The following is a 14,946-nucleotide window of genomic DNA, read 5'->3' on the forward strand; positions in this document are numbered from 1 at the left end:
GGGCCAAAAGGCCTAAAGTATATCTGGGACTTTTTTATAAAAAACCCCGCCTATCTGTAAGACAGGCGGGGGAAAATGACAACGTTGAATTAGTATTTGCGCAAGACGGCTTCTTTGGACGCAGACGAATAGACGTTATAATCCATTTGTTGGAAGATAGAATCTTTTTGTTCCAATTCATAGACATATCCTTCGTTAATGCGGTTGCCTTGTACTTGCTCATACAATTCGTTGAACCGTTTGACGTGATCTTTGGTGCGTTTGGTAGAGTACTCTTTAGCGGTACCGGTTGTCATCAAGAACGCCCAATCGGACGATTGCATCAATACAAGTTCACGCGCGAGTTGATTTAACGCACGGCGCAATAAACCGTCTGCATTGGGGAATTTATTAGCCAATTCCATCATGCGTTCGGACGATTTAATCAAATGGCGGTAAATCCAGTCGTTACCGCTGTTAAGCCATACGTCGTGGTATCCTTTGTCGCCCCACGAGGACATGGAAGGTTGTACCACTTGGTTTTGCGGGTACATTTCCAAATATTCGCTGGGAGTAATGAGTTTAATTTCGTTTTGATCGTAATAGATTTTTTTGAATAAATACTCTAAGAAATCAATCCCTTCATACCACCAGTGTCCGTAGAGTTCCGCGTCATACATAGAAACGACGAGCGGTTTGCGGTCAATAATGGTGCTTAAATATTCAATCTGTTTTTGGCGGTTGAACATAAAGTTTCCGGCGTGTTGGGCGGCCACTTCACGTGCGGCATACGGGTCGTACGCTTGCTTTTGGTTTAAGGCCACTTTACCGGTAATTTTATGGTATTTCATACCGATATTGCGGCGTACACCGTCGGAGTGTAGATACGGTTTAATATAATCGTAATCTAAATCGTAGCCAAGGTCGCGGTAAAATTCGCGGTAGCGCGGATCACCGGGGTAACCCGATTCGGCACTCCACACTTGTTGGGCCGATTCCATATCGCGCGCAAACGCGGCTACGCCCGTTTGCGGGCAATACACCGGGGCGTAAATACCATATTTGGGGCGCGGGGTTCCGTGCAAGATACCATGGGCTTCCGTAAAGAAGAAGCGGATTCCTTCATCACGTAAAAATTTATCATCGCCCGGATTATAGGCACATTCGGCCAGCCAGATTCCGCGCGGATTTTTACCAAAGCGGCTGCGGTAGTCATGCGCGGCAATTTTGATTTGGGCATTGACACTTTCTTTGTGCACCATCAGCGGTAAATAACCGTGTGTCGCACAGCAAGTGATAATTTCCAACTTGCCCATATCTTGGAATTTTTTGAACCCTTGCAAGACGTGCCGATGATAGCGGTTTTCAAATAAATCTTGGTAACGGCGGAACTTGTTAAAATACATCCGCGCTACGCCTTCAAATTCGGTACCTTGGGTGCGGTTGAGTTCTTTTTGCGATAATTCCACCCGTTGGTTTAAGTAATGGGCAAACCGTTCTACTAAGAGCGGATCTTCCATCATGTTGCAAAGAGGCGGAGTAAGCGTCATGGTCAGGCGGAAATCGGTACCTTCTTCGGTCAGGTTTTCAAAGACGTTAAGCAGCGGAATATAGGTTTCCACCATGGCTTCGTAAAACCAATCTTCTTCCAAAAAGTCCGGATATTCCGGGTGTTTAATAAACGGCAAGTGCGCGTGTAAGACGAGTGCTAAATATCCTTTTTCTTGTCCCATACTTATTTCCCTTGTTCGCGGAGCGCTTTGATGTTGATATGGCGCGTCTTATCGCCTTTAGCGTTGCGCGCGTGGATAGGCAAATCTACCACGCTTCCCGCCGGCAAATGCTGGCGGATGGAGAATTTGCCTTCTTTAAGTTCAATGTCTTTCCCGTTAATACTGACAATGGCGTTTCTGGAAGCCGATCCGTAAATGATGATTTCGCAATCGGCTTTGAGCCAAATATCTTCGTCTTCTTGTACTTTATCCAAATGCAAAGAGAAAGACGACCACGAACTCGGGGCGCCGGAAGGTGTCAGTTCGGTCAGTTTCCAGCGTTGGCTGACTACTTGCATGCGTTCGCTGGCGCCTAAACCGATATAATCGGCTCCGGAAAGTTTTAAGAGTTTTTGGAAGTCACCTTCCACAATCATCCATTTATCGTCAATAATATCGGATACTCTGCCGGGCGGCAACGCGGTCATATTGCTGCGCGAAACGAGAATAAAACGTCCGTCAGCGGTTAGATAACCCAAATCGGCTACATAACTGCGGCCGGATTGTGGGGCGTTGATGTACCAACTGCGTGCTTCAAAAATAACCGGCATATCATAATGGCAAACGTCATTTTCGCCGTTAAATACTTCCACATCGGTTACGTCGTGCAAGCGGATAATGGTGCGGGCATTATTCAAGGTTTCTTGCCCGTATTGGCTGGCTACACAATCTAATGTGTTTTGGGTGATTTCCCAAAATAAGAATAACCAGGCCGGGTCTTTGGGCAAAAGGTAACTTTCTGTTTTGCCGTATCCAGCGGGGATGTCAGCTTCCGCGTGGATATCTTTTTGTATATTTCTTACGAGTGACCCCGAAGATAAGTTGTTTTCCATAATTTTTTTCCTCTTTATATAGTTCAAAATGATAGTTTTGTTACTCTTTATTATTATACCATTTTTGAACCTTAAAAAGGGGAAAACAAACCGGGGGTAATTATTTTGCGTCTACTTTCTTTTGTATGAGCCACAAACTGATAAATAATAAACTCAGCCCTATCAGTTCTGTGGTATGGGGGATTCGCCCGCGGAAGATAATATCGGTTCCCATAGCCACAATGGGAACAATATACGTTACCGAGGCCATACGCGTAGCGCCCCAGCGCTTGATTAAGGCTACCATCAATAAGAAAGCAATCGCGGAAGAAAATACCCCCGCACACACAATAGAAATAATTACTTTGGGGGTAAAGTCGGTCAAGTGCGGCAACGGCTCGGTAATTAATGCCACCAGTAACAATAGAATCGCGGCGAAAATATATTGGTATTGGGTATTGGCTTGCCACGAAATGGAAGTCTTATCTACCATGATTTTTTTGGTAAGTACGTTGGCCAGCCCATACGAAACCGCCATAATAAGCAGTGCCCCGCAACCCAACAACTCCATCATATTCTCGGGTGTGCTTGCGCGTAGTTGCGGATACATAATGACTATCATCCCCGCCAACCCCATCAGCACTCCTGCCGCCCGCCGCCATGTAAAGCGGTCTACGCCTTTTAGCAAGATAGCGCCGGCAATAAAACTCCATATAGGGGATGTCCCGTTGAAAATTCCGGCCACGGTGGGGGCGGTATATTGCAACGCCCAGGCACGCGCCGCAAACGGCAATAAAATCAGCAAAAAACTAATGAGAGCCGGTCTCCATAATTCACGCACCGGATATTGAAAATGTTCCCTCCGGAAACGAAAGAAAAATAAAAAGAATATCAGCCCAGCTACTACTTGAAAGAATGTTCCCCAACACGGCGAAAGAACTTCTACCATGTTTTTGGTAGCCAAATAAGCCGTTCCCCAACACAGGGCCAAACAAAATGCCAAAACATAACTCATATTTTTTATTATAATAAATTTTGCGTCGTAAAATAACCGCAATTTCGTGGGAAATCGTATAATATATAGGATGAAAAAATTTTTAGGATTTGTGCTTGTAATTATTTTAATCGTAGGGGCGGTGTTTTGTTTGCGAAAACCGGTCTCCCCGAAAAGGGCTGCTTCGCAAGTCGCGGTTGTTACGTCGGGCTATGTGCCGTATATATTAGTGCGCGAAATCAGCGGCGGACGTATCACGCCGGAAATGTTACTTGCTCCCGGATCCGAACCGCATAGTTTTGAGCCGTCCCCGGGAAGTCTGATTGCGGTGCATAACGCGCAAGCATTTTTTTATGTTTCGCCCACCTTGGAGCCTTGGGTTAAAGACGTGTTGGGCGCCGCCGGTGAAAATACGCGTGTGGTGGCTTTAGCTGATGCGGTTATTCCTACGGATGATCCGCACGTTTGGATGGACTTTGATAATGTGGTCAAAATGGCACAACTGGTGCAAGAAACTTTATCACAACTTGACCCGAAAAACGCTTCGCTATATGCTGAAAATTTTACCCGTTTTTCCCAAGAAATTTCCGCGTTGGACGGCGAATTTAAGCAAGTATTATTATCGTGTGAAAACCGCGAAATTATTCATATCGGTCATTTGGCTTTTGGGGCACTTGCCAAGCGGTATAATTTAGCACTTACCGCGCTGGCGGGGTCGTCGCACGACGGCGAACACTCGGCCAAAAGGCTTACGGAACTTGTTAAACATATCCGTGCGGCTAACGTAAAAGCGTTATTTACGGAAGATGCCGTTTCGCCGCGTTTAGCCCAAACGGTGGCAGTAGAAACCGGAGCGCAACTGTTACCCTTATATACAATAGAAGATATTTCCAAGGATGATTTCAAGCGCGGGGCCACTTATCAGGAATTGATGCACCGGAACTTAGCAAGTTTACAAGAGGGGTTAAAATGTCAGAAGTAATCAACGCGAAAAATGTGACGTTTGCCTATGCTCGGTTACCCGTATTGGAAAACATTTCGTTTACGGTGCAAGCGGGCGATTATATCGGCCTTATCGGCCCGAACGGCGGCGGAAAAACGACGCTACTGAAAGTGTTGCTTGGTTTGCAAAAAGGCAAGGGAGAAATCAACCTGTTCGGTACACCCTTGGAAAAATTTACAGGGTGGGATAAAATCGGGTATTTGGCGCAAAAAAGCCCGGTAGCACAAAGCCGCTTTCCGATTTGTGCCGAAGAAGTTGTTTTGATGGGGCTTCCCGGCCGCGGGGCCGGTGTCAGCCGCAACGAATTAAAAGAAGTATATGATGCTATGCAACAAACCCGCACGCGCAAATACGCAGGTCGGCTTTTTAACGATTTATCTATCGGGCAACAACAACGCGTTCTTTTAGCGCGGGCACTCGTCAGCAAGCCGCAACTCTTAATTTTAGATGAGCCGTCCACCGCGTTGGATGCCCAGTCTCGCGAAATGTTTTTTGATTTACTGGGCGAACTTAATACCAAATATCATACCACCATTTTACTGATTACGCACGATACGGGCGAAGTGGGAAAATATATTTCTAAATTTATGTATGTGGATAAATCGCTTGTGTTTTTCGGCACGAAAGAAGAATTTTGCCACTCGGCGGCCGTTGCCAAAAAATTAGGCCCCTTTGCCCAACATACTATTGACCATTTACATAATACGCACGGGCATTGTCCGCTCGGGGCTAACTGTAAGGAGTGCCACCATGATTGAGTTTTTAAGTTATGGTTTTGTGCAACGCGGGTTGGTGGCAGGGAGTTTGGTGGCCGCCGCGTGTGCGCTTTTAGGTGTATTTTTGGTGCTCAAGCGATTGTCTTTAATCGGCGACGGCATGAGCCACGTGTGTTTGACGGGGGTGGCGGTAGCATTACTGATGGGTGCAAGCCCGGTGTATGTGTCTATCCCGGTAGTGATGGCGGCGTCTTTGGGAATTATGAAACTGACACAAAAATTCAAAATTTACGGGGATGCGGCTATCGGTATTGTAAGTGCGGCGGGGTTATCTGTCGGGTTGCTTTTGACGGCACTGGCCGGTGGGTTTAATACCGATTTGCTGGGTTATTTATTCGGCAGTATTTTAACGGTCACCGTAGGTGAAGCCCTCTTGTGTGGTGTATTGCTTGCCATAGTGGCGGGGGGAATTTTGGCTTTTTACCGTTTACTTGTGGCGACGTGCTTTGATGAATCTTTTGCCCATACGCGCGGTGTTCCTACGCACACGGTCAATACGGCCCTTGTACTGATTACGTCCGTAGCCGTAGTGCTATCGTTTAAGGTAGTAGGTATCTTTTTGATTTCCGCCCTTATTATTATTCCGCCCGTCAGTGCGCTACTTGTCTCGCGTACGTTTAAGCAAGTATTATGGCTGTCCGCCGTTTTTGCGGTGGCCAGCGTGTGGGTAGGGGTGTATGGGTCGTTCGTGCTTAATATCCCGTCGGGCGCGGCGATTATTTTAGTCAATTTGATTGTTTTGGCGGCATGCTATGTATGCAAAGGGGTGGGCCGTGAATAACAAGCAACTTCCCGTTGAGCAGCTGCTAAAAGAATTAAAAAAACTATATCCCAAACATGTGATCCCTTTGCACCACAAAAGCGCGTGGGAGTTATTATGTGCCGTTATTTTATCGGCCCAGTGTACCGACGCGCGCGTGAACACCATTACACCGCATTTATTCAAAAAATACCCTACCGTGTATGATTTAGCCAAAGCCGATATTAAAGATGTGGAAAAAATTATCCACTCGGCGGGTTTTTATCATAGCAAAGCCCTTTCTTTGATAGAAATGTCCAAGCGCATTTGTGATGTGTACGGCGGCGAAGTCCCGCAAACGATGGATGATTTGCTGACGCTTCGCGGCGTGGCGCGCAAAACGGCCAATGTGATGCTCGGCGATTATTTCAAAAAACCCGCGGGTATTGTGGTGGATACGCACGTCAAACGCTTGGCGTTTCGGCTGGGACTTACCAAACAAACAGATCCCGTTAAAGTGGAAAAAGACCTGACAAAACTTATTCCGTATAAGTATTGGGGGTGGGTGGCGATTGCGCTTATTTTACACGGACGCAATATTTGCCCGGCGCGAAAACCTGCGTGCGACAAATGCACACTTGCAAAATACTGTGCTAAACGCGGTGTGAAAATTAGTTGAGTGTATAGGCCTACACGCTGTGAAAATTCCCCAGAGAAGTTCCCTTTAGAATTTTTTTCTTTGTCAATTCAATGGATAAATTCGGTTGGAATATCGGAAATACGCAAACAAGGCCGCAAATCATGTGTTTGCGGCCTTGCTTGTATATTTATAAGGATACGATTGTTTTTATTTTAACAACGCCAGTAATACACCGGCCGCTACTGCGCTGCCGATGACTCCCGCTACGTTGGGGCCCATCGCGTGCATTAACAAGTAGTTTTGCTTGTCATATTCAAGCCCTACTTTGTTAGATACGCGTGCGGCCATCGGTACGGCAGATACGCCTGCGGAACCGATAAGCGGGTTGATTTTTGTTTTGCTAAATACGTTCATCAGTTTAGCCAATAGCACACCTGACGCGGTGGCAATAGAGAACGCAATAATACCCAGTACCAAAATACCAAGTGTTTCGGTAACTAAAAAGTGATCGGCCTGTAATTTGGATCCTACGGACAACCCGAGCAAAATAGTAACGATATTGCAAAATTCGTTTTGCAAAGTTTTGCTCAAGCGTTCGGCTACGCCCGATTCTTTGACCAAGTTACCAAACGTTAGTGCCCCGATTAACGGTGCGGCAGACGGCAACAACAACGCGCACAGTAACAAAATAACAATCGGGAACAAGATTTTTTCACGTTTAGATACCGGGCGCAATTGCGTCATGCGGATTTTGCGTTCGGCATCGGTGGTCAAAAGTTTCATAATAGGCGGTTGGATAATCGGCACGAGCGCCATATATGAATAAGCGGCTACGGCAATGGCTCCGAGTAAATCGGGTGCCAAACGTGACGTCAAATAAATAGATGTCGGGCCGTCCGCCCCGCCGATAATACCAATGGAAGCGGCTTCTTTTAAGCCAAAGGCAAACAGTTGGTTATCGCCGATGTAAACGTACGATAAACCTACTGCACCAATAAGCGTAGCAAAAATACCAAACTGCGCCGCACCGCCCAGTAATGCCATTTTGGGGTTAGCAATCAGCGGCCCAAAGTCTGTCATCGCGCCAACTGCCATAAAGATAAACAGCGGGAATAATCCCGTATTGATCCCGGCGTTAAATACAATGCCTAAAAAGCCGTTCGGCCCGGCGATTTCTTCGCCAACCGGCATGGGGATATTGGCCAGTAATCCGCCAAAGGCAATCGGCACGAGAAGCAGCGGCTCAAACTGTTTTTTAATGCCGAGCCACAACAAGAAACAGCAAACGGCAATCATGACTAATTGTTGCCACGAAACGGAGTAAATACCCGTTGTTTGCCAAATTTGATTAAATGCTTGTGCAAAGTCCATAGCAACTCCTATTTAATCTCAGCTAATGCGTGGCCCGTTTGTACTTGGTCGCCTTGTTTAACAACAAAGTGTACCGTTCCGGCGGTCGTAGCGGCAACCGGGGTTTCCATCTTCATCGCTTCCATGACGAGAATTTCTTGCCCTTCGGCTACATTATCGCCTTCTTTGACGCTAAAGCGTAGTACCGCACCGGGTACAGGTGCATTGACGGTAGCACCGGCTCCGCCCGTTGCGGCTTTGGTTGCGGCCGGCGTGTTTGCCGCCGCACCGACGCCCACATTGTAGCGTTTGCCGTTGACGACAGCAGTGGAGTCATTTTCAAAAGACACGGTGTACGTTTTGCCTTCCACGGTTACGCTGACCGGGCCTTCTTGTTTGGTAGCCGGTTTAGCATCCGCCGCCCAGCGAATACCGTTCACTTTGGCTTCGCCTTTTAAGTACATAAGCCCTTTGTCGGCACACGTGGCGACGATAAATTTATTTTCATCGGTTACAGGAAGTCCGGCTTCTTTGAGTTTGGCTTCTGCCACTTTTAAGCCTTTCTTCGGGTCGGCGTCATTGATTTCAAGCGGCGTTTTGTCGGTGGGTTCGCGTTTTAATTGTTCGCTCGCGATTTTGACAATTTCCGGATCGGCTTTGACCGGAGTTTTACCAAAATAACCGAGTACCATTTTGCCGTACCCTTCCGTAATTTTTTTCCACGGGCCAAACATAACGTTAGCATATGCTTGTTGGAAATAGAATTGCGAAACAGGAGTTACGGACGTACCGAATCCGCCGAGTTTTACACATTCGCCCATTGCTTTAACGACTTCGGGGAATTTGTCAAAGGTGCCGTTGTCGCGCATCATTTGCGTGTTGGCGGTTAACGCACCGCCGGGCAACGGCGAGAACGGAATAATCGGGTTGACTTTGGTGGCCTCGGGCGGCAAGAAGTATTTGCTCATGCAATCTTGGAACACGTTTTCGGCTTCTTGAATTTTCTTCGGGTCAATATCTAACGTATATTCCGTACCGCGTAAGGCATGCCACATCGTTAAAATATCGGGTTGGCAGGTGCCGCCGGAAACGGGCTTCATGGATAAATCTAACGAGTCCGCCCCCGCTTTAATGGCTTCTAAACAGCAGGCAATAGAGTTCCCCGCGGTTTCGTGCGTGTGGAAAACAATTTTGGTGCCTTGCGGTAAAACGCGGCGCGCCATGGCAATGGTTTCGCCGACGGTTTTAGGCGTAGAAGTACCGGAAGCGTCTTTGAAACAAACGGAGTCAAACGGAACGCCCGATTTCAAAATATCTTTAAGTACTTTTTCGTAAAATACAGCCGTATGAATTTTGCCGGTGGTGTCCCAACCGTCAGGCAAGGACATCATGGTTACGCAGATTTCGTGTTTAAGCCCGGCGTCGTGGATACATTGGCCGGAATAGATTAAATTGTTCACATCGTTTAATGCATCAAAGTTGCGAATGGTGGTGGTGCCGTGTTTTTTGAAAAGTTCGGCATGGGCTTTGATGACATCGGAAGATTGGCTGTCAAGCCCCACTACGTTGACACCGCGGGCCAAGGTTTGCAAGTTGGCATCCGGTCCGGCGGTTTTGCGGAAAGTGTCCATCATATCAAAGGCGTTTTCGTTGCAGTAAAAGAACAACGCCTGAAAGCGCGCACCGCCGCCAAATTCCATGTGGGAAATTCCGGCGTGGCGGGCCGCTTCTACCGCGGGCATAAAGTCTTTGGTGAGTACGCGCGCACCGTAAACGGATTGAAATCCGTCGCGAAACGCAGTGAGCATAAAGTTAATTTTTTTCATAGTGTTTTTATTTCCTTTTATAAATTATTTTGAAAATCTTTTTGCAGTGGCAATAGCAACGGCCAAGAGCGCATTATCCGCTCCGGCAGCGGCGGGGACAGCATCCGGAAATTTCTTTTCCATCCACGCTACAAACGCGCCTAAAATCTTCATCATGCAAATCAGCAAGATTAAGAACGAAAACACAATCAGCATACCGATAACGGTAATGTTAAGTGCTTGCAAAATTAAACTATCTGCACTCATAATACATCTCCTATATATATTTCTTTTGGGCCTTGGGCGGTTTGCAGTAATAAAGTACCGCGCGGGGAAATTCCTTCCACCCTGCCAAAAATTGTTTTATCGCCGTCTTTGACGGTAATTTCTTTACCTAATGCCGCAAAGCGTTTGGTATATGCGGCAAAAATCGTTTCAAATCCTTTTTCGCATAAGGCCGGATAATCTTGCCAAAAAAAGTGCAAGACGTTTTCCAACACCGTTTCGCGGGTTGTTTGCACGCCCGCTAATTTAAGCGACGTAGCCGGTTGCCCGACGTGTTCCAAATCGGTTTGATTAACGTTAATACCCACTCCTAATATAACGGCTTGAAAAACAGTTTTATCAAAAACGGCTTCACTTAAAATACCGCTGATTTTTTGGCCGTTTATTTGCACATCATTGGGCCACTTGATAGTGGGCGTTAGCGAAAATTGTTCCAACGCTTTACAAATACTTACAGCCATCAGTTGGGTTAAGTTGGGTAAAAAAGGATTGTACGGCGGTTTTAAAAGAACGGAAAAATAAAGTCCACCCGCTTGTGATACCCACGTGCGGTCATAACGGCCGCGGCCGGCGGTTTGTTTGTCGGCATATACCACGGTAGCATGGGACAATTCGGCCCGGTGCGTTTTTAAGTACGTATTGGTAGAATCTACCTCGTCTAAATGTAGCAACCGGCTCATGTAGATATTATATCAAATTAGGAGTGGGTTTACTGCCCGGCGGCCCAAGCGTTGCAGAGTTGCCGTTCGTAAGTGGATGCTTTGGCATAAAGCACACAGGATCTGGCTCCGCTGAAATAAATAGTTAAAGCATATTTCTCACCGGCAGGAATCCGTTGGGCAAGGGCTTTTAAGTGTTGGTCTCCCACGCAATTACTGGCGGTTACTTCAAAGTTTTTTGTTTTTTTAGAAACAATGCCGCAATAGTTGGCTAATTCGCCCGGGTATTCAATATCCAAATCGGCAATGTTATTGGTATAATCGCCGGAAGCGATTTTGTATATATCATTGGCTTTGGCAATAGATTCTACTAAAGTAATGCCTTCGCTCATGCGGGCCTTTTCCACCGCTTTTTGATATTGGGGGAGTGCTACCGCTGCCAATATACCGATAATTAAAACTACCACTAACAATTCAATAAGGGTAAAGGCTTGATTATTTTTCATAAAAGTTTTCCTTGTTTTTTGATTTGTGTAACTATATTATTGCTTTTTTGTATAAACGATGCAACCGCTAAAATACTTGACAGAGGTTTTTTTTATTGCTAGATTTTATAAAACGATGTGAAGTAGTAAAAGGGAGCATTTTTATGAAAACCAATATGTCGGACGCAGTGAGCGGATTTACGTTAATCGAACTTTTAGTAGTAGTGCTTATTATCGGTATTTTAGCCTCGGTGGCTTTGCCGCAATATCAAGTGGCGGTTGCCAAAAGTAAATTTACTAAACTGATTCCCACCGTAAAAGCCATGAAAGAGGGTATGGAAATATATCATATGGCTAACGGCGGTTATCCGCCGGACGGCGACAGTGCCACCGACGTCGGCTTTGCGGTGGAAGTGGCCACCGATTGTAGCGGACACGACGGCACCAGTTGGATTATTTGCCCGAACGGAATTTATTTTGACCGGATGGATAGCGGACAGTTAACCGTAGCCGGTATGGATACTAACATTAAATTGGCTTATTTGATGTGGTTGGATAATTCGGCCCACCCGGGGGAAATCCGTTGCGTGGCTAACGGTGATATCGCCAATAAAGTGTGCAAAAGTTTAGGCGGAACGGTGGTAACCGGGGAAGCTTTCTCTGCGGTCAATTCGCGAATCGGGACCGGTACGGTGTATAAGATTCACTAATTCTTTTTTACTGCAAACAGGATAGCCGATACCATACTTTGTGGGTCGGCTATTTTTTTGCCTGCAATATCAAATGCGGTGCCGTGCGCGGGGGAAGTGCGCAAAAACGGCAGCCCCGCTGTTAAATGAACAATCGGTTTTTTGGCGGCTAATTTTAGACCGAGTAAGGCCTGATCATGATAGGTGCAAAGTAGGCCGTCGTATTGGCCTTTTAGGTGAGCCAACCACGCCGCGTCTGACGCAATAGGCCCTTCTATTTTTAGGCCTTTTCGCCGTAAATTTTTTATCGCGGGGCGTAAGATTTCATTTTCTTCGGTGCCGAATTTGCCGTTGTCGGCCGCATGCGGATTAACGGCGCAAAGCCCTATTTTTGGTGTTTTAATTCCTAAATTTTTGAGTGCTTGACAAAAGTGAAGGGCTGTTTCTTCCACGCGCTTTTTGGAAAGCGGCAAGTGGGCCAGCGCAAAATGTTCGGTAACTAGCGCACAACGTAAATGTTCGCTGACAAACATCATAAGCCCGTCTGATTGGGTGGCATGACGCAAGAGTTCGGTGTGGCCCGTAAAAGGCACATCTGCCAACGTCCAACTTTGTTTGGAAATAGGTGCGGTTACTAATGGAACATGGTGTTGCAACGATAGTTTAATTCCTAATTTGACTGCCTGAAAAGAAACCGCTCCGCCCACGCGGCTGGGGGCGTGTTTAGTGGGTAATTTTTTGATACTTTCTACGGCAATTAAACGGCCTAATTTATCCGTCCACCCGGCGCGCAAAAGCGAAGTCGGCTCGCCGATAACTACCGGCGTACAACTGCGCCGTACTTGCAGGTTCTGCAAAGCGCGAACGGTAATTTCCGGGCCGATACCCAGCGGATCTCCGGCGGTAATTAAGACGAGTGGTTTTTTCATACAAAATAAAACCGCCCCTCTATCTGTTTGGATAAAGGGGCGGTAAATTAAAAACTATTTTTTTACTTCTTCTTTTTTGCCTTCGGCTTTGGGGGCTTCTTTGTCCATATCAAATGTTTTGGTAATTTTGATATCGGCTTTGTCGCTTAACCCTTTGACATATTCGCCCATGGCTTCTTGCACACGTTGTTGGGCAATATATTGGCCGAGTTGTTGGGCAATATCGTTAAATTCTACGGTGCGTTCGGCGCGTTTTTCTTTTACTTTAATAATATGAAAACCGAGGTCGGTTTTAATCGGCGCGCTGACTTTGCCCACGGCTAACGTGAAGGCTTTTTCGTCAATCTCTTTCGGGGCAATGCCTTTAATTAAAATCATGTCGCCTCCGCTGGCAAGAGCGGCTTTATCTTCGGTGTATTTTTGAACGGCGGCAGAAAAATCTAACCCGTTATCCAATTCTTTTTTGATTTGTTTGGCCAGTTCTTCTTTCTTTTTGACGTCGGCCGGTTTCATGTCTTTCGTAACGGCTAAATAAATATGTCCGATACGCACTTGCTCGGCGGTGAGTTGTTTGAGTTTGGCCGCGATGGCTTGGGCTTCTTCCAATTTAGCCGGATCTTTCTTTTCAAGTGCTTTCATCTTTTTGGTGTCGTTTTTCAAGACGGCTTGTACGTTATCAAACAAGGCTTTGACGTCGGCTTCTTGTACCGGTTTGACGGTTTTGGTGAGTTGTTCCGTCATCAGTTTACGTACCGCTACTTCTTTTTTGATTTTTTCTTTGTAGCGTTTTAACGTCATGTTTTGTTTTTTAAGGGCTTCGTTAAAGCGTTTGTCGGCGCCGGCTTTATCTTCTTTGCCGGTTTTTTCGTCAATGATAAACCGGGCTTTGATTTCGTTGATGCCGGCATCAATTTCGGAATCTTTTACTTGTATTTTGGCTTCTTCGGCGGCTTGGAATAATAATTCCTTGGTAATGAGTTCTTGCAATACTTCTTTGCCTAAAATATCTTTGGCATGCGGTTGCTCAAGGGCTTGGGGCATAGTGGCTTGATATTGGTCTAATACCCCTTGTAAATACGCATTATACTCAGACGCCAAAATCGGCCGCCCGTTAACGGTGGCAACGGAACCTTCCAATACTTTGGCGTTCACATTGAAACTGACTAATAGGGCTGCCAGAATAGCCCCTATGTATTTATTCGTTTTGTGCATAAATAACTACCTCGTATTTTTTTTGTAATGTTTCGATGGCTTTGTCCAACTTCTTATTTTCTAACACTGCGCGGATACGCGGCGCAGCATCTTCTTTTGAAAGCCGTCTTTCTTTCGTCTTCTTTATTATATGAAATCCAAACGCGGTTTTGATAAAACCTTGTACGCTGCCGACTACGGAATTGGCGGCAATCACTTCAATTTCCGGCAAAAACTCACCGGGCATAAAAGTAAATTGGCTGTTGCGGAGGGCTTCCGGCGCGATATTATATTTACGCGACATATCGTTCCAGCGCGAAGGATAACTTTTCAGCGTGCGTAATACTTCGTCGGCAGTTTGGGCATTATCTACAATGATTTGTTGAACGGTCATTTCATAAGGATATTGTTTATAATATTCCTCAATTTCTTGATCCGTTACTTTTAAGACTCCGTCCGTGCGTTGTTTTTCGTACCATAAATCTTCTAATAACTGATGTGTATAAGCCTGATAAATTTCGTTTAGTTGCATGCGTTTATCGGTGGAAAATTTTTGGTAATCGGGCGAGCGATTCAACCCTTGCGCAAGGGCGTCTGCTTCAATCAGTTTTTCACGCAGAATAATTTGTAGTAAATTTTGATGCCCGATAGGGGTGCTTGCAAAGGCGGTATCTTCTTTGGATAATTGAGCCAATCGTTTTTGTACATCTGCCTCGGTAATCGTGGGGACATCTTGTTTGCTCGTGGTTTTTTCCCACACAACAGAAGTTCCCTCTTGTTGGGTACAAGCGGTCAAAAATAAAACGGACACGATACAACCCAGTCGTAAATACTTCAT

16 protein-coding genes are annotated in these 14,946 nt (G+C 46.1%); 5 read left to right on the forward strand and 11 right to left on the reverse strand.

From position 1 onward, the window contains the following. Positions 1–89 precede the first annotated feature (89 nt). The 3 genes from ACQY3H_RS04760 to ACQY3H_RS04770 all read right to left on the reverse strand — a co-directional run bounded on the left by ACQY3H_RS04760 (position 90) and on the right by ACQY3H_RS04770 (position 3,578). Entirely contained in the window at positions 90–1,712 is a 1,623-nt protein-coding gene (locus tag ACQY3H_RS04760; RefSeq protein WP_428075387.1) for a glycoside hydrolase family 57 protein, read from the reverse strand. Positions 1,713–1,714: 2 nt separating this feature from the next. After that, positions 1,715–2,584 (reverse strand): DUF4912 domain-containing protein, encoded by an 870-nt coding sequence (locus ACQY3H_RS04765; protein WP_428075389.1) that lies wholly within the window; start codon positions 2,582–2,584, stop codon positions 1,715–1,717. Positions 2,585–2,684: 100 nt separating this feature from the next. After that, a complete protein-coding gene (locus ACQY3H_RS04770; RefSeq protein ID WP_428075391.1) occupies positions 2,685–3,578 on the reverse strand; it encodes a DMT family transporter in 894 nt (297 codons plus the stop codon). A gap of 70 nt (positions 3,579–3,648) precedes the next feature. Between ACQY3H_RS04770 and ACQY3H_RS04775 the strand changes: the two genes are divergently transcribed. The 4 genes from ACQY3H_RS04775 to nth are packed head-to-tail and all read left to right on the forward strand — an operon-like array spanning position 3,649 to position 6,754. After that, a complete protein-coding gene (locus ACQY3H_RS04775) occupies positions 3,649–4,539 on the forward strand; it encodes a metal ABC transporter substrate-binding protein (RefSeq protein ID WP_428075393.1) in 891 nt (296 codons plus the stop codon). Beyond that, positions 4,527–5,318 carry a metal ABC transporter ATP-binding protein gene (locus tag ACQY3H_RS04780; protein WP_428075395.1) on the forward strand — a complete coding sequence of 264 codons (792 nt, stop codon included), beginning with the start codon at positions 4,527–4,529 and terminating at the stop codon, positions 5,316–5,318. The genes ACQY3H_RS04775 and ACQY3H_RS04780 overlap by 13 nt, the downstream gene beginning before the upstream one ends. Continuing rightward, on the forward strand, positions 5,311–6,117 hold the full coding sequence (locus tag ACQY3H_RS04785; protein WP_428075397.1) for a metal ABC transporter permease: 807 nt from the start codon (positions 5,311–5,313) through the stop codon (positions 6,115–6,117). Before ACQY3H_RS04780 ends, ACQY3H_RS04785 begins: the two co-directional genes overlap by 8 nt. Beyond that, complete coding sequence (gene nth / locus ACQY3H_RS04790; RefSeq protein WP_428075399.1) at positions 6,110–6,754, forward strand: endonuclease III; 645 nt, start codon at positions 6,110–6,112, stop codon at positions 6,752–6,754. Before ACQY3H_RS04785 ends, nth begins: the two co-directional genes overlap by 8 nt. 168 nt (positions 6,755–6,922) lie before the next feature. On the opposite strand, the gene ACQY3H_RS04795 is transcribed toward nth, so the two are convergent. From ACQY3H_RS04795 to ACQY3H_RS04815, 5 genes are read right to left on the reverse strand one after another with little or no spacing between them, the layout of a single operon-like run. Continuing rightward, entirely contained in the window at positions 6,923–8,086 is a 1,164-nt protein-coding gene (locus tag ACQY3H_RS04795) for a sodium ion-translocating decarboxylase subunit beta (protein WP_428075401.1), read from the reverse strand. A gap of 8 nt (positions 8,087–8,094) precedes the next feature. After that, entirely contained in the window at positions 8,095–9,891 is a 1,797-nt protein-coding gene (locus tag ACQY3H_RS04800) for a biotin/lipoyl-containing protein (protein ID WP_428075403.1), read from the reverse strand. A gap of 24 nt (positions 9,892–9,915) precedes the next feature. Then, positions 9,916–10,137 carry an OadG family protein gene (locus tag ACQY3H_RS04805; protein WP_428075405.1) on the reverse strand — a complete coding sequence of 74 codons (222 nt, stop codon included), beginning with the start codon at positions 10,135–10,137 and terminating at the stop codon, positions 9,916–9,918. Continuing rightward, positions 10,134–10,835, reverse strand: a complete 702-nt coding sequence (locus ACQY3H_RS04810) for a biotin--[acetyl-CoA-carboxylase] ligase (RefSeq protein ID WP_428075407.1) — start codon at positions 10,833–10,835, stop codon at positions 10,134–10,136. The genes ACQY3H_RS04805 and ACQY3H_RS04810 overlap by 4 nt, the downstream gene beginning before the upstream one ends. Before the next feature lie 29 nt (positions 10,836–10,864). Continuing rightward, entirely contained in the window at positions 10,865–11,320 is a 456-nt protein-coding gene (locus tag ACQY3H_RS04815; protein WP_428075409.1) for a type IV pilin protein, read from the reverse strand. Positions 11,321–11,463: 143 nt separating this feature from the next. On the opposite strand from ACQY3H_RS04815, the gene ACQY3H_RS04820 reads away from it, so the two are divergent. Then, positions 11,464–12,009, forward strand: a complete 546-nt coding sequence (locus tag ACQY3H_RS04820; protein WP_428075411.1) for a type IV pilin protein — start codon at positions 11,464–11,466, stop codon at positions 12,007–12,009. On the opposite strand, the gene ACQY3H_RS04825 is transcribed toward ACQY3H_RS04820, so the two are convergent. From ACQY3H_RS04825 to ACQY3H_RS04835, 3 genes are read right to left on the reverse strand one after another with little or no spacing between them, the layout of a single operon-like run. After that, on the reverse strand, positions 12,006–12,917 hold the full coding sequence (locus tag ACQY3H_RS04825) for a PdxA family dehydrogenase (RefSeq protein ID WP_428075413.1): 912 nt from the start codon (positions 12,915–12,917) through the stop codon (positions 12,006–12,008). The two genes, ACQY3H_RS04820 and ACQY3H_RS04825, sit on opposite strands and share 4 nt — an antisense overlap. Before the next feature lie 54 nt (positions 12,918–12,971). Continuing rightward, complete coding sequence (locus ACQY3H_RS04830) at positions 12,972–14,129, reverse strand: peptidylprolyl isomerase (protein WP_428075415.1); 1,158 nt, start codon at positions 14,127–14,129, stop codon at positions 12,972–12,974. Further along, positions 14,113–14,946 carry a peptidylprolyl isomerase gene (locus tag ACQY3H_RS04835; RefSeq protein WP_428075417.1) on the reverse strand — a complete coding sequence of 278 codons (834 nt, stop codon included), beginning with the start codon at positions 14,944–14,946 and terminating at the stop codon, positions 14,113–14,115. The genes ACQY3H_RS04830 and ACQY3H_RS04835 overlap by 17 nt, the downstream gene beginning before the upstream one ends.

Source organism: Candidatus Avelusimicrobium luingense, assembly GCF_902757105.1.
Lineage (GTDB): Bacteria > Elusimicrobiota > Elusimicrobia > Elusimicrobiales > Elusimicrobiaceae > Avelusimicrobium > Avelusimicrobium luingense.

Excerpts from the sequence above, each read along its gene's own strand:
- ACQY3H_RS04760 (WP_428075387.1), bottom strand. The coding sequence starts at position 1,712 with ATGGGACAAGAAAAAGGATATTTAGCACTCGTCTTACACGCGCACTTG.
- ACQY3H_RS04765 (WP_428075389.1), bottom strand. The coding sequence starts at position 2,584 with ATGGAAAACAACTTATCTTCGGGGTCACTCGTAAGAAATATACAAAAA.
- ACQY3H_RS04770 (WP_428075391.1), bottom strand. The coding sequence starts at position 3,578 with ATGAGTTATGTTTTGGCATTTTGTTTGGCCCTGTGTTGGGGAACGGCT.
- ACQY3H_RS04775 (WP_428075393.1), top strand. The coding sequence starts at position 3,649 with ATGAAAAAATTTTTAGGATTTGTGCTTGTAATTATTTTAATCGTAGGG.
- ACQY3H_RS04780 (WP_428075395.1), top strand. The coding sequence starts at position 4,527 with ATGTCAGAAGTAATCAACGCGAAAAATGTGACGTTTGCCTATGCTCGG.
- ACQY3H_RS04785 (WP_428075397.1), top strand. The coding sequence starts at position 5,311 with ATGATTGAGTTTTTAAGTTATGGTTTTGTGCAACGCGGGTTGGTGGCA.
- ACQY3H_RS04795 (WP_428075401.1), bottom strand. The coding sequence starts at position 8,086 with ATGGACTTTGCACAAGCATTTAATCAAATTTGGCAAACAACGGGTATT.
- ACQY3H_RS04800 (WP_428075403.1), bottom strand. The coding sequence starts at position 9,891 with ATGAAAAAAATTAACTTTATGCTCACTGCGTTTCGCGACGGATTTCAA.
- ACQY3H_RS04805 (WP_428075405.1), bottom strand. The coding sequence starts at position 10,137 with ATGAGTGCAGATAGTTTAATTTTGCAAGCACTTAACATTACCGTTATC.
- ACQY3H_RS04810 (WP_428075407.1), bottom strand. The coding sequence starts at position 10,835 with ATGAGCCGGTTGCTACATTTAGACGAGGTAGATTCTACCAATACGTAC.
- ACQY3H_RS04815 (WP_428075409.1), bottom strand. The coding sequence starts at position 11,320 with ATGAAAAATAATCAAGCCTTTACCCTTATTGAATTGTTAGTGGTAGTT.
- ACQY3H_RS04820 (WP_428075411.1), top strand. The coding sequence starts at position 11,464 with ATGAAAACCAATATGTCGGACGCAGTGAGCGGATTTACGTTAATCGAA.
- ACQY3H_RS04825 (WP_428075413.1), bottom strand. The coding sequence starts at position 12,917 with ATGAAAAAACCACTCGTCTTAATTACCGCCGGAGATCCGCTGGGTATC.
- ACQY3H_RS04830 (WP_428075415.1), bottom strand. The coding sequence starts at position 14,129 with ATGCACAAAACGAATAAATACATAGGGGCTATTCTGGCAGCCCTATTA.
- ACQY3H_RS04835 (WP_428075417.1), bottom strand. The coding sequence starts at position 14,946 with ATGAAGTATTTACGACTGGGTTGTATCGTGTCCGTTTTATTTTTGACC.